At 71.2% G+C, this 17,160-nt stretch carries 15 protein-coding genes; 4 read left to right on the forward strand and 11 right to left on the reverse strand.

Translation table 11 applies throughout. The annotated features are described in order from the left end of the window. Positions 1-16: 16 nt before the first annotated feature. Positions 17-688: an endonuclease NucS gene (gene nucS, locus AB0B50_RS11630; RefSeq protein ID WP_055696824.1), complete on the reverse strand. Its 672-nt coding sequence runs from the start codon at positions 686-688 to the stop codon at positions 17-19. A gap of 244 nt (positions 689-932) precedes the next feature. Between nucS and AB0B50_RS11635 the strand changes: the two genes are divergently transcribed. Continuing rightward, the gene (locus AB0B50_RS11635; protein ID WP_362328846.1) at positions 933-1,325 is read left to right on the forward strand and encodes an SCO5389 family protein; all 393 of its coding nucleotides are present in this window, start codon (positions 933-935) and stop codon (positions 1,323-1,325) included. An 85-nt stretch (positions 1,326-1,410) separates the two neighbouring features. Here the strand turns inward: AB0B50_RS11635 and AB0B50_RS11640 are convergent, their stop codons facing one another. Beyond that, complete coding sequence (locus AB0B50_RS11640; protein WP_362328848.1) at positions 1,411-2,445, reverse strand: LLM class flavin-dependent oxidoreductase; 1,035 nt, start codon at positions 2,443-2,445, stop codon at positions 1,411-1,413. Between the two features lie 210 nt (positions 2,446-2,655). On the opposite strand from AB0B50_RS11640, the gene AB0B50_RS11645 reads away from it, so the two are divergent. Further along, a complete protein-coding gene (locus AB0B50_RS11645) occupies positions 2,656-2,988 on the forward strand; it encodes an ATP/GTP-binding protein (RefSeq protein ID WP_362328850.1) in 333 nt (110 codons plus the stop codon). A gap of 24 nt (positions 2,989-3,012) precedes the next feature. Here AB0B50_RS11645 and AB0B50_RS11650 read toward each other — a convergent pair whose 3' ends face one another. The 8 genes from AB0B50_RS11650 to mce all read right to left on the reverse strand — a co-directional run bounded on the left by AB0B50_RS11650 (position 3,013) and on the right by mce (position 13,788). After that, positions 3,013-3,801 carry an ABC transporter permease gene (locus AB0B50_RS11650; RefSeq protein ID WP_362329172.1) on the reverse strand — a complete coding sequence of 263 codons (789 nt, stop codon included), beginning with the start codon at positions 3,799-3,801 and terminating at the stop codon, positions 3,013-3,015. A 179-nt stretch (positions 3,802-3,980) separates the two neighbouring features. Continuing rightward, complete coding sequence (locus AB0B50_RS11655) at positions 3,981-5,159, reverse strand: ABC transporter ATP-binding protein (protein WP_362328852.1); 1,179 nt, start codon at positions 5,157-5,159, stop codon at positions 3,981-3,983. A gap of 105 nt (positions 5,160-5,264) precedes the next feature. Further along, complete coding sequence (locus AB0B50_RS11660; protein ID WP_362328854.1) at positions 5,265-6,089, reverse strand: hypothetical protein; 825 nt, start codon at positions 6,087-6,089, stop codon at positions 5,265-5,267. Between the two features lie 23 nt (positions 6,090-6,112). Then, entirely contained in the window at positions 6,113-6,883 is a 771-nt protein-coding gene (locus AB0B50_RS11665) for an ABC transporter permease subunit (RefSeq protein ID WP_362328856.1), read from the reverse strand. Positions 6,884-6,886: 3 nt separating this feature from the next. Next, complete coding sequence (locus tag AB0B50_RS11670; protein ID WP_362328858.1) at positions 6,887-7,864, reverse strand: ABC transporter ATP-binding protein; 978 nt, start codon at positions 7,862-7,864, stop codon at positions 6,887-6,889. A gap of 146 nt (positions 7,865-8,010) precedes the next feature. Then, entirely contained in the window at positions 8,011-8,946 is a 936-nt protein-coding gene (locus AB0B50_RS11675) for a cellulose-binding protein (RefSeq protein WP_362328860.1), read from the reverse strand. A 182-nt stretch (positions 8,947-9,128) separates the two neighbouring features. Beyond that, positions 9,129-13,100: a polarized growth protein Scy gene (gene scy, locus AB0B50_RS11680; RefSeq protein ID WP_362328862.1), complete on the reverse strand. Its 3,972-nt coding sequence runs from the start codon at positions 13,098-13,100 to the stop codon at positions 9,129-9,131. A 247-nt stretch (positions 13,101-13,347) separates the two neighbouring features. Then, positions 13,348-13,788, reverse strand: a complete 441-nt coding sequence (gene mce / locus AB0B50_RS11685) for a methylmalonyl-CoA epimerase (RefSeq protein ID WP_362328864.1) — start codon at positions 13,786-13,788, stop codon at positions 13,348-13,350. A 138-nt stretch (positions 13,789-13,926) separates the two neighbouring features. Here mce and AB0B50_RS11690 point away from each other — a divergent pair, with 138 nt between their 5' ends. Together AB0B50_RS11690 and meaB are read left to right on the forward strand one after the other, a co-directional pair. Next, positions 13,927-15,129 carry an acetyl-CoA C-acetyltransferase gene (locus AB0B50_RS11690; protein WP_362328866.1) on the forward strand — a complete coding sequence of 401 codons (1,203 nt, stop codon included), beginning with the start codon at positions 13,927-13,929 and terminating at the stop codon, positions 15,127-15,129. A gap of 105 nt (positions 15,130-15,234) precedes the next feature. Further along, positions 15,235-16,191, forward strand: a complete 957-nt coding sequence (gene meaB, locus AB0B50_RS11695) for a methylmalonyl Co-A mutase-associated GTPase MeaB (RefSeq protein WP_362328868.1) — start codon at positions 15,235-15,237, stop codon at positions 16,189-16,191. A gap of 108 nt (positions 16,192-16,299) precedes the next feature. Here the strand turns inward: meaB and AB0B50_RS11700 are convergent, their stop codons facing one another. Continuing rightward, the gene (locus tag AB0B50_RS11700; protein ID WP_362328870.1) at positions 16,300-16,992 is read right to left on the reverse strand and encodes a PepSY domain-containing protein; all 693 of its coding nucleotides are present in this window, start codon (positions 16,990-16,992) and stop codon (positions 16,300-16,302) included. Between the last annotated feature and the right edge of the window lie 168 nt (positions 16,993-17,160).

Raw genomic sequence — 17,160 nt, forward strand, 5'->3', positions numbered from 1 at the left:
ACGTACGTACGAGGTGTCAGAACAGCCGCAGCTTGTCGTCCTCGATGCCGCGCAGCGCGTCGTAGTCCAGGACGGCGCAGCCGATGCCACGGTCCGTGGCGAGGACGCGGGCCTGCGGCTTGATCTCCTGGGCGGCGAAGATGCCCTTGACGGGCGCCAGGTGCGGGTCGCGGTTCAACAGCTCGAGATAGCGGGTGAGTTGCTCGACGCCGTCGATCTCGCCGCGCCGCTTGATCTCGACGGCGACGGTCTGCCCGTCGGCGTCGCGGCAGAGGATGTCGACCGGGCCGATCGCCGTCATGTACTCGCGACGAATGAGTGAATATCCCTCTCCGAGTGTCTCGATCCGGTCGGCGAGGAGCTCCTGAAGGTGTGCTTCCACGCCGTCCTTGATGAGGCCGGGATCCACGCCCAGTTCGTGCGAGGAGTCGTGCAGGATCTCCTCCATCGTGATGATGAGCTTCTCGCCCGCCTTGTTCACGACGGTCCACACACCGGCGTCGTCCCCCGAACCCTCCTTCAATGTGCAGGGCGGGGACATCCAGTTGAGCGGTTTGTAGGCCCTGTCGTCCGCGTGGATGGAGACGCTGCCGTCCGCCTTCACAAGGATCAGGCGGGGGGCCGACGGGAGGTGGGCGGTGAGCCGGCCCGCGTAGTCCACGGAGCATCGGGCAATGACGAGACGCATGGGGCGCAACGCTACTCGACTCGGACCGGTGCACGCGATTCGGCTGCGGGAGAGCCGTTCGCCGGACGACTTGTCCGTCGATGAACCTGTTCGATCCTGGCCGGTTATGTGCCCAATCTCCTGGTGCCGCTACCGCCCGTTGCCTACCGTAGAAGCGGGAGGTCGTCATCCGTGCACGCTGCGTATGCGGACTTCCTTCCCTGTCCGTAAGCCCCCGCTCCCCGGGGGTGCGAGAGGAGAACCCATGTCGCTCGACGTCTCACCGGCACTGTTGGAACAGGCCGAGCGAGGCGAGGTGGACGAAGCAGCATTCGTCGACTGCGTCCGGACCTCCCTGCCTTACGCATGGGAGATGATCAGCTCCCTGGTGGCCCAGCTGAAGGTCGACGGCGGAGAGTTCGCCGACAACCAGACGCCGCCGCCGGACGAGCAGGCACGTGGCCAGCTGCTGCGCGCGCTCGCGAGTGACGCGATTCGCGGCGCCCTGCAGCGGCACTTCGGAGTGCGTCTGGCGTTCCAGAACTGCCACCGTGTGGCGGTGTTCCCGATGGACCCGGCGGTGGACGACCGGCTCGCCCGTTTCACTTCGATCCGGGGTCAGCTGCTCAACCAGTCGCCTGAACTGCGGGACTGCTGACGCTTGTTGCTGCCGCTCCGTACGCGGGAGGTGGTTCAGTCCGGAGCGGCAGCTCCGCAGGACGACGACAGATCGACGGCGGTTCTCAGCTGAGCTGGGGCAGCACTTCGGCCCCCAGCCTTCGTACGTTCTCCTCCGTGGCGGCGAGATCGCCCGAGCCCTCCACCAGCAGCGCGAAGCGCGTGATGCCCGTGCGTTCCGAAGTGGCGGCGATCCGGTCCGCGCACACCTGCGGGGTGCCCACGGGGTGCAACCCGCAGAGCAGCTCGGTGTACGCCTGCGGGTCCCGCATGGCGCGGTGGCGTCCGTCCACCGTCACATGGGCGTCCAGGCCCTGCTTCAGCCAGCCGGGCATTGCCTTCTGTAACGTCTCCGCCGCCTCCAGGCGTCGATCCGCGATCTGGGCGACGCCTGCGGACACATGGGAAACCGCGGAGATTTCCTCGGGCCTATGCCCCACAGCACGTGCGCGGCGATTCCACAAGGCCACCATTTCGGCCTTCTCGTCGTCGCCCACGTGCATACCGAGGAGCATCGGCAGACACCGCTGCGCGGCGAGCCGCACGCTGGACGGCGAGGTGCAGGCGACGACCACCTCGGGGCCGCTGTTGCCCTGGCCGCTCAGGGCCTCCTGCGGGCGCGGCACGACGGCCACCTCCCGGAAGGAGAACCGCTCGCCCGAACCCTTGACCCGGGGCTCGTGCAGCCACCTGAGCAGCAGGTCGAGCGATTCCGGGAACCCCTTCTCGTACGCCTCCAGGCCGGACCCGAAGACCTCCAGGTCCACCCATGGGCCGCCGCGTCCGACACCGAGCGAGAACCGCCCGCCGGACGTCACATGCAGCAGTGCCGCCTGTTCGCCCAGCGCGACGGGGTGCACGGTCGGGAGCACGCTCACGGCCGTGCCGACGCGGATCCGCCGCGTCCGCCCGAGCAGCAGTGCCGCGAGGGTCACCGCCGACGGGCACGTGCCGTACGGCACGAAGTGGTGCTCGGCGAGCCAGACCGAGTCGAGGCCCGCCTCCTCGGCCACCTCGGCGGACCGCACCGCACGGTGCAGTGCCTCCCCCTGCCCCTGTCCGGGGAACTGGGCGGCCAGAACAAAACTACCTACACGCATCGAACTCCTGCCTCCTTGGCGCCGACGCAGGCACTCCCCCTACCGGCAACAACGCGTGACACGTGCCAAAGGCACGGCCTGGCATGAAGATTGTTGGATTTTCCGTGCAATGAAGGGGGGCCTCTCGCAGTCGGTGCGCAACGAGTACCCATGGGCACGCCGCGTAGGCTGGTCACACCCCTGACCGCCGTACAGCCCGTGAGGTGTTCTGTGTCCCCCCGTCGCAACCGCCCCAAGAGCGCCGGTGAGCCGAGGACGTCCGCGGACGCGGAACCGCCGGGCCGCTACGGCGGCTTTCAGAGCACCGAGAGCTGGCAGGGCGAGGAGTGGAGCGTGCGCCACGTCGCGGGCGCGAGCGCGGCGGGCAAGCGGTACCGCTGCCCGGGCTGCGACCAGGAGATCCCGTCCGGCGTCGCGCACGTGGTGGCCTGGCCCGAGCACTCCGGCGTCGACGAGCGCAGGCACTGGCACAAGGCGTGCTGGAACGCGAAGGACCGCCGCACCACGCGGGTGCAGCGGTCCCGTAACGCGCCGAAGTACTAGACCTTCGTACGGCCGTCGGTGTGCCTAGACGTCGCGCTTCTCCAGGAGTGCGAAGGCGCCGACGACCGCGGCCGCGGTGACGCAGGCGAGCAGCACCAGCTGCGAGTTGCCGCCGCCGCCCTCTCCGTCGAGCCGGAAGATGTAGGCCAGCGAGTTGATCGCGTTGTACTCGGACATCTTCTCGCCGAGCTTGTGGGTGCTCTCCCAGATCTGCAGGAACACCGGCAGGATCGCGGGCAGCAGGACCACGCCCAGCATCGCCGTGATGGCGCCCGCGGAGTGCCGCAGCATCGAGCCGACGGAGAGCGCGAGGACGCCGAGCAGCGAGACGTACAGGCCGCCCTTGAGGACCGTCGGGCCCCACGGGACGTCGCCCGCTCCGGGGCCGCTGTTCGCGGCCGACGAGGCCAGGCCGACCAGGAGGACCGAGCCCGCCGAGACGACGAAGGCGATGACGAAGAAGACGATCATCTTCGCGGCGAGCACGCGGTAGCGCTGCGGCGAGGCGGTGAAGGTCGTGCGGATCATGCCGGTGCCGTACTCGGACGAGGTCACCAGGACGCCCAGCGTGATCAGGCAGATCTGGCCGAGCATCAGGCCGAAGAAGGCCGGGAGGGTGAACGGGTAGCCCTGGTAGTCCTCGTAGCTCGTGTTCGCGACCGCGAGCAGGCCGATGCCGATGACCAGGGCCAGGAAGATACCCAGGGTCCACATCGTCGAGCGGACCGACTTGATCTTCGTCCACTCCGAGGAGAGGGCGTTGCCGAGGTGCGTCTTCTTGACCGGGATCGGCGAGGTGTAGGCGTTGGCCATCGCCTGCTGCCAGGCGGAGGGCGGCGCGGGGGCGGCCGGCGCCGGAGCCATCGGGGCCGCGTGCGCCATGGGGGCGCCCTGCGGCGCCGGAGCGCCCTGCGGTGCGGGCGCACCGGCCGGGGCGTACGGCTGCTGGGGCTGCTGCGCCTGCGGCTGCTGCTGCGGAGTCGGAGGCGTGGTCATCGTGCGTCCTCGTTGTCGGTGGCGGTGGCGCGCTTGGTCATGTCGGGGGCGGGAGCCGCGGCCGGGGGCTGCTGCGGCGCCGCGGCGTACGGGTTCTGCCCGTCCTGCGGCTGCGGCATGGCGAAGGGCTGACCGCCCTGCTGGGGCGGCGGCGGGGCGTACCAGCCGGGCTGGCCCTGGCCGGGCATCGGCATCGGGGGCTGGCCCTGGGGCAGCGCACCGGGCTGCATCTGCTGCTGCAGACCCGCGCGCTGGTCGACCGTGGAGCGGTAGTCGACGGCGCCCTGCGTCATCCGCATGTACGCCTCCTCCAGCGAGGCCTGGTGCGGGGAGAGCTCCCACAGGCGGACGTCCGCGCCGTGCGCGAGGTCGCTGATGCGGGGGAGCGGCAGGCCGATGACGCGCAGCGCGCCGTCCTGCTCGGACATCACCTGGCCGCCCGCCTCGGTGAGCGCGGCCGTCAGCTTCTCGCGCTGCTGCGGCTCGCTGTCCGGCGTGCGTACGCGCGCGAAGTCCGCGGAGTTCGCCGAGATGAAGTCCTTGACGCTCATGTCCGAGAGCAGCTGGCCGCGGCCGATCACGATCAGGTGCTCGGCGGTCAGGGCCATCTCGCTCATCAGGTGGGACGACACGAAGACCGTGCGCCCCTCGGCCGCGAGGGACTTCATCAGGTTGCGGACCCAGAGGATGCCCTCGGGGTCGAGGCCGTTGACCGGCTCGTCGAAGAGCAGCACCTGCGGGTCGCCGAGGAGCGCGGCGGCGATGCCGAGGCGCTGGCCCATGCCGAGCGAGAAGCCCTTGGAGCGCTTCTTCGCGACGTCCTGCAGGCCCACGACGCCGAGCACCTCGTCGACCCTGCGGGCCGGGATGCCGGAGAGCTGCGCGAGGCACAGGAGGTGGTTGCGGGCGTGCCGGCCGCCGTGCACGGCCTTGGCGTCCAGCAGCGCGCCGACCTGGCGGGGGGCGTTGGGGAGCTTGCGGTACGGGTAGCCGCCGATCGTCACCTGCCCCGCGGTGGGCGCGTCGAGCCCGAGGATCATGCGCATCGTCGTCGACTTGCCGGAGCCGTTCGGCCCGAGGAAGCCGGTGACGGTACCGGGCCGCACCTGGAAGGAAAGGTTGTACACGGCTGTCTTGGCGCCGTAGCGCTTCGTCAGGCCGACTGCCTCGATCATTCTCCGCACCCATCGAATGGTTCAGGACGTCGGGGCACACGCCCCCGTAAGGGTTAGGAGGATAACGGGGAGCTGACGGTTCCAGCCAAGAGCGAGTAAAACCGGTTACGGGGTCGGGAGCTCCGTCCAGGGCAGCACCCAGCCCTCGTCGGCGAAGATCCGGGTGCCCCTGGCACGCAGCTCGGGGTCGGCCGCGGCCTGCCGCACCCAGGCCGCGGGGTCGGGCCCGAGCAGGTCGCGCAGCCGCGGCGAGGCGTCGAGCAGGGCGCCGAGCAGGGCCGCCTGGTCGCCGCCGCCGGGCCGCGGCAGGCCGGTGACCGGATCGGCGAGGACACCGCGGGCGCTGACGTAGAGCTGCGCACCGCCGAGCGGTTCACCGGAGGGCAGGACCACCTCGTACGCACCGGCACCGGCGGGCAGCGGCAGCCGCCGGTAGTTGGGGAGCTCCGTGGCGTCGACCGCTGCCAGCTGCGCCGCGTCCAGCCAGGAGACGACGAGCGAGGTGCGAGCCGCGGGGTCGCCGTAGGGCGCGGCGGCGACATACCCGGCCCGGCCGATGTGCGCCGAGCAGCCGATGCCGATGCCGCGCACCCGCACGGGGACCATCGGCACGGCGGCCGGGATGCCGCGCCGGGTCAGCTTGTGGGCGACCTGTCCGGGGGAGGCGTTGGAGCCGACGGCGAGGACGGGGTGGCGCCCGGCGAGAGGTGTCTGCCCGAGGCCGGTGAGCACCTCGTCCAGCGAAGGGCCGTGCGCGCTGCCGTCCGCGGACCACTCACCGAGCCCGCCCCCGCGTACGAGGAGCGGGAGCAGCTCGGCGCCCGTCAGCAGGGAGGGGGCCGTGACGGGCAGACCGGGGTAGGTGAGGGGCTGCAGGGCGGGCACGCCGTCCAGGCCGAGTGCCGCGAGCCCGCGGTCCTGCGTCGTCACATGCGCCCCTTACGCTCCGGTGGTCACGCGTCCCTCTTCTTCAGCAGTACGTACCCACCGAGGAGCGCCACGACGACCCACGCCACCATGATCGCGAGCCCGCCCCAGGGCCCGTACGGGGTGTCGTCGTCGAACGGCGTCTTGACCTGCATGATCTTGCTGCCGGCCTGGTCGGGCAGGAAGCGGCCGATCTTCTTCGTCGCCGAGACGTTGCCGAGGATGCTGGAGATCAGGAAGAAGAACGGCATCAGGATGCCGAGCGACAGCATCGGGCTGCGCAGCATCGCGGCGACGCCCATGGAGAACATCGCGATGAGGGTCATGTAGAGCCCGCCGCCGATGACGGCGCGCAGCACGCCGGGGTCGCCGATCTGGGCCTTGTACTCGCCGAGCATCGCCTGGCCCACGAAGAACGTGATGAAGCTGGTGGCGAGGCCCACCGCGAAGGCGAGGACCGTGGCGACCAGGACCTTGCCGAAGAGGAACGTGCCGCGCTGGGGGACCGCGGCGAGCGAGGTGCGGATCATGCCGGTGCTGTACTCGTTCGAGACGACGAGCACCCCGAAGACGATCATCGCGAGCTGGCCGAGGGACATCCCGGCGAAGCTGATGAAGGTCGGGTCGAAGGTCAGCTTGTCCTGGGCGTCGAGCTTGTCGTAGTCGTTCTTGGACAGGATGCTGATCAACATCCCGAGTGCGATCGTGACGACCACGGCGAGGCCGAGCGTCCAGACGGTCGAGGCGACCGAGCGGATCTTGGTCCACTCCGACTTCAGTACCTGCGTCGCGGCCATCGCTCAGGCCTCCTTCCGCTGCTGCTGCCAGCCGCCGCCCCAGCCCTCGGGGGGCGGGCCGCTCGCGCCGTCGTGGTCCGCGTGCGCGTGGTACTCCACGGACTCCGCGGTGAGCTGCATGAACGCCTCCTCCAGCGAGGCCTGTTGGGGGCTCAGTTCATGGAGTACGAGCTGATGGCTCGCGGCGAGCTCGCCGAGCTGCTCCGACGACGTGCCGTCCACTTCGAGGGTGCCGTTGCCCGCCTCGACGGCGGTGACGCCGGCCTCGTGCAGCACGTCGAGGAGCCGCTCGCGCTGCGGGGAGCGCAGTCGGACGTACGACCGCGAGTTCTGCCGGATGAAGTCCGACATGGAGGTGTCGGCGAGGAGCCGGCCCTGGCCGATGACGACGAGGTGGTCGGCGGTGAGCGCCATCTCGCTCATCAGGTGCGAGGAGACGAAGACCGTGCGCCCTTGCGCGGCAAGGGACTTCATGAGGTTCCTGATCCAGTGGATGCCCTCGGGGTCGAGACCGTTGACCGGCTCGTCGAACATCAGGATCTCGGGGTCGCCCAGCAGGGCGCCCGCGATGCCGAGGCGCTGGCCCATGCCGAGCGAGAAGCCCTTGGCCTTCTTCTTGGCCACGGCGGTCAGACCGACGGTGTCGAGGACCTCTCTGACGCGGCTGCGGGGGATGCCGTTGCTCTGGGCGAGACAGAGCAGATGGTTGAAGGCGCTGCGGCCGCCGTGCATGGCCTTGGCGTCGAGCAGGGCGCCGATGTACTTCAGCGGGTCCTTCAGCTGGGAGTAGTGCTTGCCGTCGATGCGGACGGCCCCGGCGGACGGGTTGTCGAGCCCGAGCATCATGCGCATGGTCGTGGACTTCCCCGCGCCGTTCGGGCCGAGGAAGCCGGTGACGATGCCGGGATGGACGGTGAACGTCAGATTGTTGACGGCGACTTTCTCGCCGTACCGCTTGGTCAGCCCCTCGAGCTCGATCATGCGGCCACGCTAAAACGGGACAAAGCCCCCTGCCACCGGAGCGGCAAGGGGCCCTGACCTGTTTGGCCTACGTCAGGTGGCGCGCCCCGAAGGGGCGCGGGGAACTGCGCGACCAGCCACAACCGGTCCGCAGTTCCCGTCAGACCTCAGCGAGTCTGCTGCGCGGGAACCCCACGCGAAATGGGCTCGTCCTCGGCAGGCGTACCGGCGGCCGCCACGGCGGCTCCGGTGAGCGTCGCCAGCATCTCGCGCACATTGGTGAGCTGCGCGTTGATGCTGTCGCGGCGGTTGGTGAGCGCCGCCAGCTCCCGCTCGGATTCGCTGCGGATACGGTCCGCCTTGGCGTTCGCGTCCGCGACGATGTCCTCGGCCTGGCGCTGCGCCGTCTCCACCGTCTGGCGGGCGCGGCGCTCCGCGTCCGTACGCAGCTTCTCCGCCTCCAGGCGCAGCTGCTCCGCACGGTGCTCGATCTCCGCGAGGCGCTTCTCGGCCTTGGCCTGACGCGAGGCCAGGTCGCGCTCGGACTGCTCGCGGCGCTTGGCGAGGTTCGTCTCGAAGTCCGCGGCGGCCTGGGCGGCCTTGGCGCGGGTCTCCTCGAAGAGGGCGTCCGCCTCCTCGCGCTTGGACTGCGCGTCCTTCTGCGCCTCCGCGCGCAGCGCGTTCGCCTCGCCCTTGGCCTTCTCGACGATCCGGACGCCCTCGTCCTCGGCCTTGGCCTTGCGCTCTGCGGCGAACGACTCGGCGTCGTTGCGCACCTGCTGGGCGGCGGACTCGGCGAGCTCGCGGTGCTGCTCGGCCGCGCGACGGGCCTCCTCGCGCAGGTCCTTCGCCTCTTCCTCGGCGAGGCGGAGGATCTTCTCGACGCGGGCACCGAGACCGGCGTACGACGGCTCGGCGTCGGCAACCTGGGCCTGGGCGTTCTGCGTCTCGAGATGCAGTTCCTCGATGCGCTTTTCCAGAGCAGTGATACGAGCAAGAGCGCTGTCACGGTCGGAGACGAGCTTGGAGATACGTTCGTCCACCTGAGCGCGGTCGTACCCACGCCGCACAAGCTCGAAGCCGTAGGGGGAAGTGTCGCTCATGGGGTTCCTGTCGAAAGAGACCGGTGAGGTGATAGAGGGAATCCTAGGGGTCAAGGCGGCGTGTCATCGAGCAGATGCCCGTTTGATCTGGAGAATGACACCCCTTTTGAGTGGCTAACCGCCAGAGCGCTTGCCAGCGACAGAGCCGAAGGTCCTTACGGAGCACGGGAGATGCTCTTTGGCTAGCCCTCTGACTGCTTGCCACCCGAACGAGTTGACCCTGCCGCGGCCCCGGCCTTGACGCCGCCCGCACCGGATCCGCTGCTGGATCCGGACTTCGAACCGCTCGACGGTGCCTCGAAAGATTCCAACGCTTCCAGCACGTCCTGGACACGGGAGATCTCCGCATTGATGTCCTCGCGGCGCCGCACCAGGACCTCCAGTTCGCGCTTGCCCTCCTCGACCATGCGCGTCGCCTCTGCCTCGGCCTCCGCCTTGATCCGCTCGGCCTCGCCCACCAGCGAGGTCTTCTTCGTCTCGGCCTCCTTCAGGAGCGCCTCGGCCTTCTTCACGGCGGCGATACGGACCTTGCCCGCCTCGGAGCTGGCGTCCGAGACCAGCTCCTTGGCCTTCGACTGGGCCTCTGCGAGCTGCTCTTCGGCGGCCTTCACCAGCGCGTCGCAGCGCTCGCCCGCGGACTTCATCGCCTCGGCGGACTCGCGGCGCGCACGCTCGTGCAGCTCCTCGATCTCGGCGGTGAGACGGTCGCGCCGCTCCTCGGAGCGCTCCCTTATGGCGGTCGCGTCCCTGCGGGCGCCGACGAGCAGCTCGTCGGCGTCCGTACGGGCCTTCTCCACCAGGGAGTTGCCCTCGACCGTCGCCTCGGAGACCAGGCGCTCGGCCTCCTTGCGGGCGGCGCCGACCATGGTGTCGGCCTGCGCCTCGGCGTCCGTCGTCGCCTTGAGGGCCTTCTCCTGGGCGTCCGCAGTGAGCTTCTCGGCCTCGGCCGCGGCCTCCGTGATGAGCTTGTCGACCTGCTCGGCGGCCTCCTGGCGGCGCTTGTTGGCGGCCTGGCGTGCCTCGTCGAGGGTCCGCTCGGCCTCGCCGCGCGCCTCCGTCGTGACCCGCTCGGCCTCCCTGGCCGCGTCCGCCTTGACGCGCTCGGAGTCGCTGCGGATCCGCTCGGCGTGCTGCTGCGCGGAGTTGACGGTCTCGGAGGCCTCGGCGCGCAGCCGCTCCGCGTCGCCGGAGGCGTCCGAGATGAGCTTCTCGGCCTTGGCCACGGACTCCGCGCGGACCCGCTCGGCCTCGGTGGTCGTCTCGGTCTTGAGGCGCTCGGCCTCCGCGGTGGAGTCGGCGCGCAGCCGCTCGGCCTGCTCGGTGGCCTCGGCGCGGACGCGGTCGGCCTCCGCGACCGTCTCGTTCTGCAGCCGCTCGGCCTCGCTGCGGGCCTCGCCGATCAGCTGGTCGGCCTGGCTCGCCGCGTCGCTGCGGATGCGGTTGGCGTCCTCGCGGGCGTCGGCACGCGTACGTGAGGCGTCCTGCTCGGCGGACGCGATGGTGTCGGAGGCCTCCGTGCGCACCCGCTGGGCGTGCTCCGAGGCGTCCGAGCGCAGCCGCTCGGCCTCCGCGATGGCGTCCGAAACCGTGCGCTCCGCAAGGGCCTTGGCGGCCTCGGAGGACTCCGTCGCCTCGCGCCGCGTGCGGTTGGCGTCCTCGGTGGCGCGCTCCCGCTCGGCGTAGGCATCCGAGCGGACGCGGTCGGCCTCCTCCTGCGCCTCCGTCTTCGTGCGCTCCGCGGCGTGCTCGGCGGCCGAGCGCAGGCCCGCGACCTCTTCCTGCGCCGTCTCGTGCAGGCCGGCCACGGAGTCGCGTACGGACTGGGCGTGCTGTTCGGCGGCCGAGACCATCTCGGTGGCGCGGCGGTCGGCCTCCTCGACGAGGCGGACGGCCTCGGCCTGCGCCTCCTCGACGCGCTTGCGGGCGGAGGCGAGGAGCTCCTCGCTCTGCTCGCGGGCCCGCTCGCGCTCCTGGTCGGCCTCTGCGCGCGCGGAGCCCAGGGTCTCCTCGGCCTCGCGGCGGCGGCGTGCGGCCTCCTCCTGGGCGGCGGCCAGGGCCTCGGCGGCCTCCGTGCCGACGCGCTCGGCGGCGGCCGCGGCCTCCGCGCGGACCCGGTCGGCGGACTCCTGCGCCTCGGTCTTGAGCCGCTCCGCCTCGGCTGCGGCCTCCGAACGCAGGCGCACGGCGACGGACTCGCCCTCCGCGCGGGTCTGCGAGGCGTCGGCTGCGGCCTCCGTGCGCAGTCGCTCGGCCTCGGTCTCGGCCTGCGACTGGAGCGTGCGGATCCGCTCGGCGGACTCCGCGCGCAGCCGGTCGGTCTCGTCCGTGGCCTCCTTGCGGATGCGCTCGGCCTCCGCGCGGGCGTCGGTGAGGGCCTGCTCGGCGGAGGCCAGGCGCTCCTCGGCCTCCGTGTGAAGGCGCGTCAGCTCCTCGGCGGCCTCGGCCTGCCGTGCCGCTATGGCCCGCTCGGTCTCCTCGCGCAGGGCGCGCGCGGCGTCCTCGGCCTCGGACTTGGTGGTCTCGGCCTGCTCGGCGGCCTCCTCGCGGTGCCGCTCGGCCTCCGCGCGGGTGCGCTCCAGGGTCTCCTCGGCCTGCGTACGCAGCGACGTGGCGCGCTCGACGGCCTCGGCGCGGACCCGCTCGCTCTCGGTGGTCGCGGCCGAGCGCAGCTCATCCGCGTCCGCCTTGGCCTTGGCGAGCAGCTCCTCGGCGGACTTGGCCGCCTCCTCGATCTGCTGGACGGCCTCGCGGCGCGCCTCGCCGCGGATGCGCTCGCCCTCGGCGACCGCGTCGGCCCGCAGCTGCTCGGCCTCGCCGCGCAGCCTGCGCGCCTCCTCCTGCAGCTCGACGGTCTTGGCGCGGTACTCCTTGGTGTCGTCCTTCGCCGCGCCCTTGAGCTCCTCGGCGATGTCGTGCGCCTCGGCGCGCAGCCGGTCCGCCTCGGTCTCGGCCTCGGTGCGGATCCGCTCGGCCTCGTCGGCGGCGGCCTTCGTGGTCTCCTTGGCGTCCTTGGAGGCCTTGTCGAGGACCTCCTCGGCGGTCCGCGCGGCCTTCGCGAGCTGGCCCGCGGTCTCTTCGGCGGTGATCGTGCGCGCCTTCTCGGCGGCGTCCGCGATCAGCTTCTCGGCCTGCGCGCGGGCGTCGGCGACCTGCTGCTCGGCCTCGGACCTGGTGGCCTCGGCCTCCTTGGTGGCCTCGCTGACCAGGCGGGCGACCTGCTCCTTGGCGGTGCGGGTGCGCTGTTCGTTCGCCGCTTCGGCGGACGAGAGCTGCTTGGCGGCGGCGTCCTTGGCCTCGGCGAGTACCTTGTCGGCCTCGGCACGGGCCTCGCGCAGCGCCGTCTCGGCCTCGGCCATGCGCTGCTCGGCGGCCCTGTTCGCCTCGGTGGTCTGGCGGCGCGCCTGCTCGGCCTCGGCCGCCGTGGTGGAGCGCAGCTGCTCGGCGTGGTCGGTGGCCTCTTGGGCCTGGGTGGAGGCGGCGTTCAGGAGGCGCTCGGCGTCGGTGCGGGCGCGGCGCAGGATCGCCTCGGCCTCGGCGCGCGCGGCCTCGGCGTCGCCGGCCAGGCGCTGGCGGGCCTCCTCGGCGATGCGGGCGGCCTCGGCGCGGGCCGCGGCGAGCGACTGGTCGGCCTCGGCGCGCGACTCGTCCAGGAGACGGCGGGCCTGCTGTTCGGTGCGGGCCCGCAGTTGCTCGGCCCACGCCACGTTTTCGTTGACGTGCGACTCGACGGTCTGGCGGCGTTCGTTGAGCTCCTGGTCGAGCTGCTGGCGCCGTGTGACGGCCTCGGTGTGCAGCTCGGACTGCAGACGGGCCTGCTGCTCCGCGTGCTCTTGGAGGATGCGCTGGGTCTGCGCGCGGGCATCGCGCAGCTCGCGCTCGGCGTCGGCCCGCAGCTGCTCGGCCTGGATCTGGGCGTTCCTGAGCAGCTGCTCGGCCTGGTACCCGATGTCCGCGCTGTCGTAGGCAGGGCGGGACGCGAGGTTGCGGCGCGCCTCGTGCAGCTTGGCGCGCAACACCTCGACCTGGTAGCCGAGGTCCTCGGCGTGCTGGACGGCCTTCTCCCGCTCGGTCCTCAGCCGGTCCATCTCGGCCTCGAACCGCGAGAGGCTGTCGGTCTCAGCCCGCGAGTTCTCTTGGCGTTCGTAGCCCCGCACTGCGCGGTCCCATCCTTCCCCAAGCTCTCGAATATGCTCGAGCAGGGGATGCCCCACTCCTGATCGCAAATCTCTCCAACGAGCCCCGTCCATCCGCCGAACGGGGCCCCCGGGGGAATGGTGTCAGATCAACAGCGGAGCATGGGCTGCTGCCCCGACGCTCGTCCCCCGAAACCCGGACCCCGGCACGTGGCCGCCCAGAGTTCGGACGGCCGCCACTAACCCTACCGGCCCAGATATACGGAGGTCAGTGCTCCGGTGACTCGGACGGTGCCGAAGTGACAAGTTCCGTAAGGACTCCGTGGCAGTCCTTGGGGTGCAGGAACGTGATGCGCGACCCCATGGAGCCGATCCGCGGCTCCTCGTAGAGGACACGGATGCCCTGTTCCTTGATGGCCGCGGCGTCGCCGTCCACGTCGGCGGTGCCGAAGGCGATGTGGTGGACGCCCTCACCGTTCTTCTTCAGCCACTTGCCCACCGCGGAGTCCTCGCGGGTGGGTTCGAGAAGCTGCAGGTAGGAGGCGCCCCCGTCGCCCGTCTCGTTGATCTTGAGCATGGCTTCGCGTACGCCCTGCTCCTCGTTTACTTCGGTGTGGAAGACCGTGAAGCCGTACGTCTTCCGGTAGAACTCGACGGTCTTGTCGAGGTCGAAACAGGCGATCCCGATGTGATCGATTCGCGTCAGCATGCTTCAAGTGCAGCGCTAGACGCGGTGATTACGCAACGTGCGCGCGATCACACTTGCCGCCCGGTGACGTGCGAGGTACCGCTCAGTACATTCAGATAAACCCTCGTTAACTCCTCTCCTCCCAAGGGGCCGTGGCACATGTCTGGAAAGACCGGCACCACCTCAGTGATCGTCGCGGGCGCGCGCACGCCCATGGGCCGTCTGCTCGGCTCCCTGAAGTCCTTCTCGGGTGCGGACCTGGGCGGCTTCGCGATCAAGGCCGCGCTCGACCGGGCCGGCATCGGCGGCGACCAGGTGCAGTACGTGATCATGGGCCAGGTGCTGCAGGCCGGGGCAGGGCAGATCCCGGCGCGCCAGGCCGCCGTCAAGGCGGGCATCCCCATGAACGTCCCCGCGCTCACCATCAACAAGGTGTGCCTCTCGGGTCTCGACGCCATCGCGCTCGCCGACCAGCTGATCCGCGCCGGCGAGTTCGACATCGTGGTGGCCGGCGGCCAGGAGTCCATGACCAACGCCCCGCACCTGCTCCCCAAGTCCCGCGAGGGCTACAAGTACGGCGCGATCGAGATGATCGACTCCATGGCGTACGACGGCCTGACCGACTCCTTCGACGGCGTCGCGATGGGCGAGTCCACGGAGAAGCACAACACCCGCCTCGGCATCAAGCGCCCCGAGCAGGACGAGATCGGCGCCCTCTCCCACCAGCGGGCCGCCGCCGCGCAGAAGAACGGCCTGTTCGAGGCCGAGATCACCCCGGTCGAGATCCCGCAGCGCAAGGGCGACCCGGTCCTCTTCTCCAAGGACGAGGGCATCCGCGCCGAGACCACCGCCGAGTCCCTCGGCAAGCTCCGCCCGGCCTTCGCCAAGGACGGCACGATCACGGCGGGCACCGCCTCGCAGATCTCCGACGGCGCCGCGGCGGTCGTGGTCATGTCCAAGGCCAAGGCTGAGGAGCTGGGCCTGGCCTGGATCGCGGAGATCGGGGCACACGGCAACGTGGCGGGCCCGGACAGCTCGCTCCAGTCGCAGCCGTCCAACGCCATCCGGCACGCCCTGAAGAAGGAGGGCCTCCAGGTCGAGGACCTGGACCTGATCGAGATCAACGAGGCCTTCGCCGCCGTCGCGGTGCAGTCAATGAAGGACCTCGGGGTGTCCTCGGAAAAGGTGAACGTCAACGGCGGGGCCATTGCCCTGGGTCACCCGATCGGGATGTCCGGTGCGCGCCTTGTCCTCCACCTCGCCCTCGAGCTGAAGCGGCGGGGCGGCGGCGTGGGTGCGGCCGCGCTGTGCGGTGGCGGTGGTCAGGGCGACGCGCTCATCGTGAAGGTGGCCAAGGCCTGAGCCTTCGGCCGGTCCCCGTCCCCCCCCGGCATGTCCCGTACGTGGTGAGCGTGCGTACATCCCGTACGCACCTCCCGTACGCAGTACGTAGTGAACGGAGCTGTGATGCAGGACGTCCCCTCCCTGGTGGCGCAGGCCCGCGAGGGCAGGCCGCGGGCCGTGGCCCGGCTGATCTCACTGGTCGAGGGGGCGTCGCCGCAGCTGCGCGAAGTGATGGCGGCGCTGGCTCCGCTCGCGGGTCACGCGTACGTGGTGGGGCTCACGGGGTCGCCCGGTGTCGGCAAGTCGACGTCGACGTCCGCGCTCGTGAGCGCCTACCGGCGGGCCGGCAAGCGGGTCGGGGTGCTCGCCGTGGACCCGTCGTCCCCCTTCTCCGGAGGCGCGCTCCTCGGTGACCGGGTCCGGATGTCGGACCACGCGTCCGACCCCGGCGTCTACATCCGCTCCATGGCGACGCGCGGTCACCTCGGCGGGCTCGCCTGGGCCGCGCCGCAGGCGATCCGGGTCCTGGACGCGGCGGGCTGCGACGTGATCCTCGTCGAGACGGTCGGCGTCGGACAGTCCGAGGTGGACATCGCGGGGCAGGCGGACACCTCGGTCGTCCTGCTCGCGCCCGGCATGGGCGACGGCATCCAGGCGGCGAAGGCCGGAATCCTGGAGATCGGCGACGTGTACGTCGTCAACAAGGCGGACCGCGACGGGGCGGACGCGACCGCGCGCGAGCTTAACCACATGCTGGGCCTCGGCGAGTCCCGCGGCCCCGGCGACTGGCGGCCGCCCATCGTGAAGACGGTCGCGGCGCGCGGCGAGGGCATCGACGAGGTCGTCGAGGCGCTGGAGAAGCACCGGGCGTGGATGGAGGAGCGGGGGGTCCTCGCGGAGCGGCGGGCCGCCCGTGCCGCCCGCGAGGTCGAGTCGATCGCCGTCACGGCCCTGCGCGAACGCATCGGCTCCCTCCACGGCGACCGCCGCCTGTCCGCTCTCGCGGAGCGGATCGTGGCGGGGGAGCTGGACCCCTACGCGGCGGCGGACGAGCTGGTGGAGGGCGTGACGTCGACCTGACGTCGACCTGACGGCACGGGGCCAGGGCGGCGCCGGGGGACGCCGCCCTGGTGAGTGGGGGACGGGGGGTGGCAGTGGTGACCGCTGGGGGAGTGGTCGGACAGGTGATCAGTCGTCGGAGCCGTCGTCGTCCTGACCGTCGTGGTCGTCGTGACCGTCACGGTCGTCGTGGCTGTCGGTGCGGTCCGCGGTGACCTTGCCGGTCTTCAGGTCGACGTGCCAGTCCGACTCGGCGCCCTTGGAACCGGTCGTCTCCGCGTCCCAGGCGGTCGCCGTGCCGTCGTCGTCCAGGTCCACGGAGGTCACCTCGCCCTTGGCGGCGGCGGCCCGCGCGGCGTCCTCGGCGCTGGTGGACGCGCCCTTCAGCGCGGCGTTCACCCGGGCGGCGTCCGCGGCGTCGTCACCGTCGTCGTCCTTGTCGACCCAGGAGCCGAGCACCTTGCCGGTGCCGGGGTCGACCTCGACGTTGTGCCAGGTGTTGCCCTTCAGGATGTCGACGCCCCAGACCAGGCCGCCGTCCTCCTCGTCGAGCTCGGCGGAGACCGCGGTGCCGGAGGTGTCCGCGAGGGCCGCCTTGATCGCGTCCGCGGCCGTCACCTTCGCGGCCTTCGCCTCGACGGTGTTCTCCGCGGCGTCGTCGAGGTCGTCCCCACGGTTGTCCGCGCGGTCGTCCTTGAGCTGGACGCTCGAGTGCTTGGCGGCGGTCGACTCGTCGTCGCCGGTGACCGCGAGGGCGGTGGCGGTACCGCCACCGATGAGGGCCGCGGCGGCGACGGTGGCGATGACGATGTTGCGCTTCATGAGGGTTCCTCCCGAGTCGTATCGGCTCTGGTGCCGAGTGGTTCGGCGCTTGGGCCGGTCTCCGTCGTCCGGCGCCGTGGCCGTTCGCTTTCGACGAGGACCAATCTGGCCGAGCGATCCTGAACCGAAGCTGAAGCCGCCTGAAGAACTCTTCAGCTTCGCTCTGGG

The organism is Streptomyces sp. NPDC041068 (assembly GCF_040647455.1).
Taxonomy (GTDB): Bacteria; Actinomycetota; Actinomycetes; order Streptomycetales; family Streptomycetaceae; genus Streptomyces.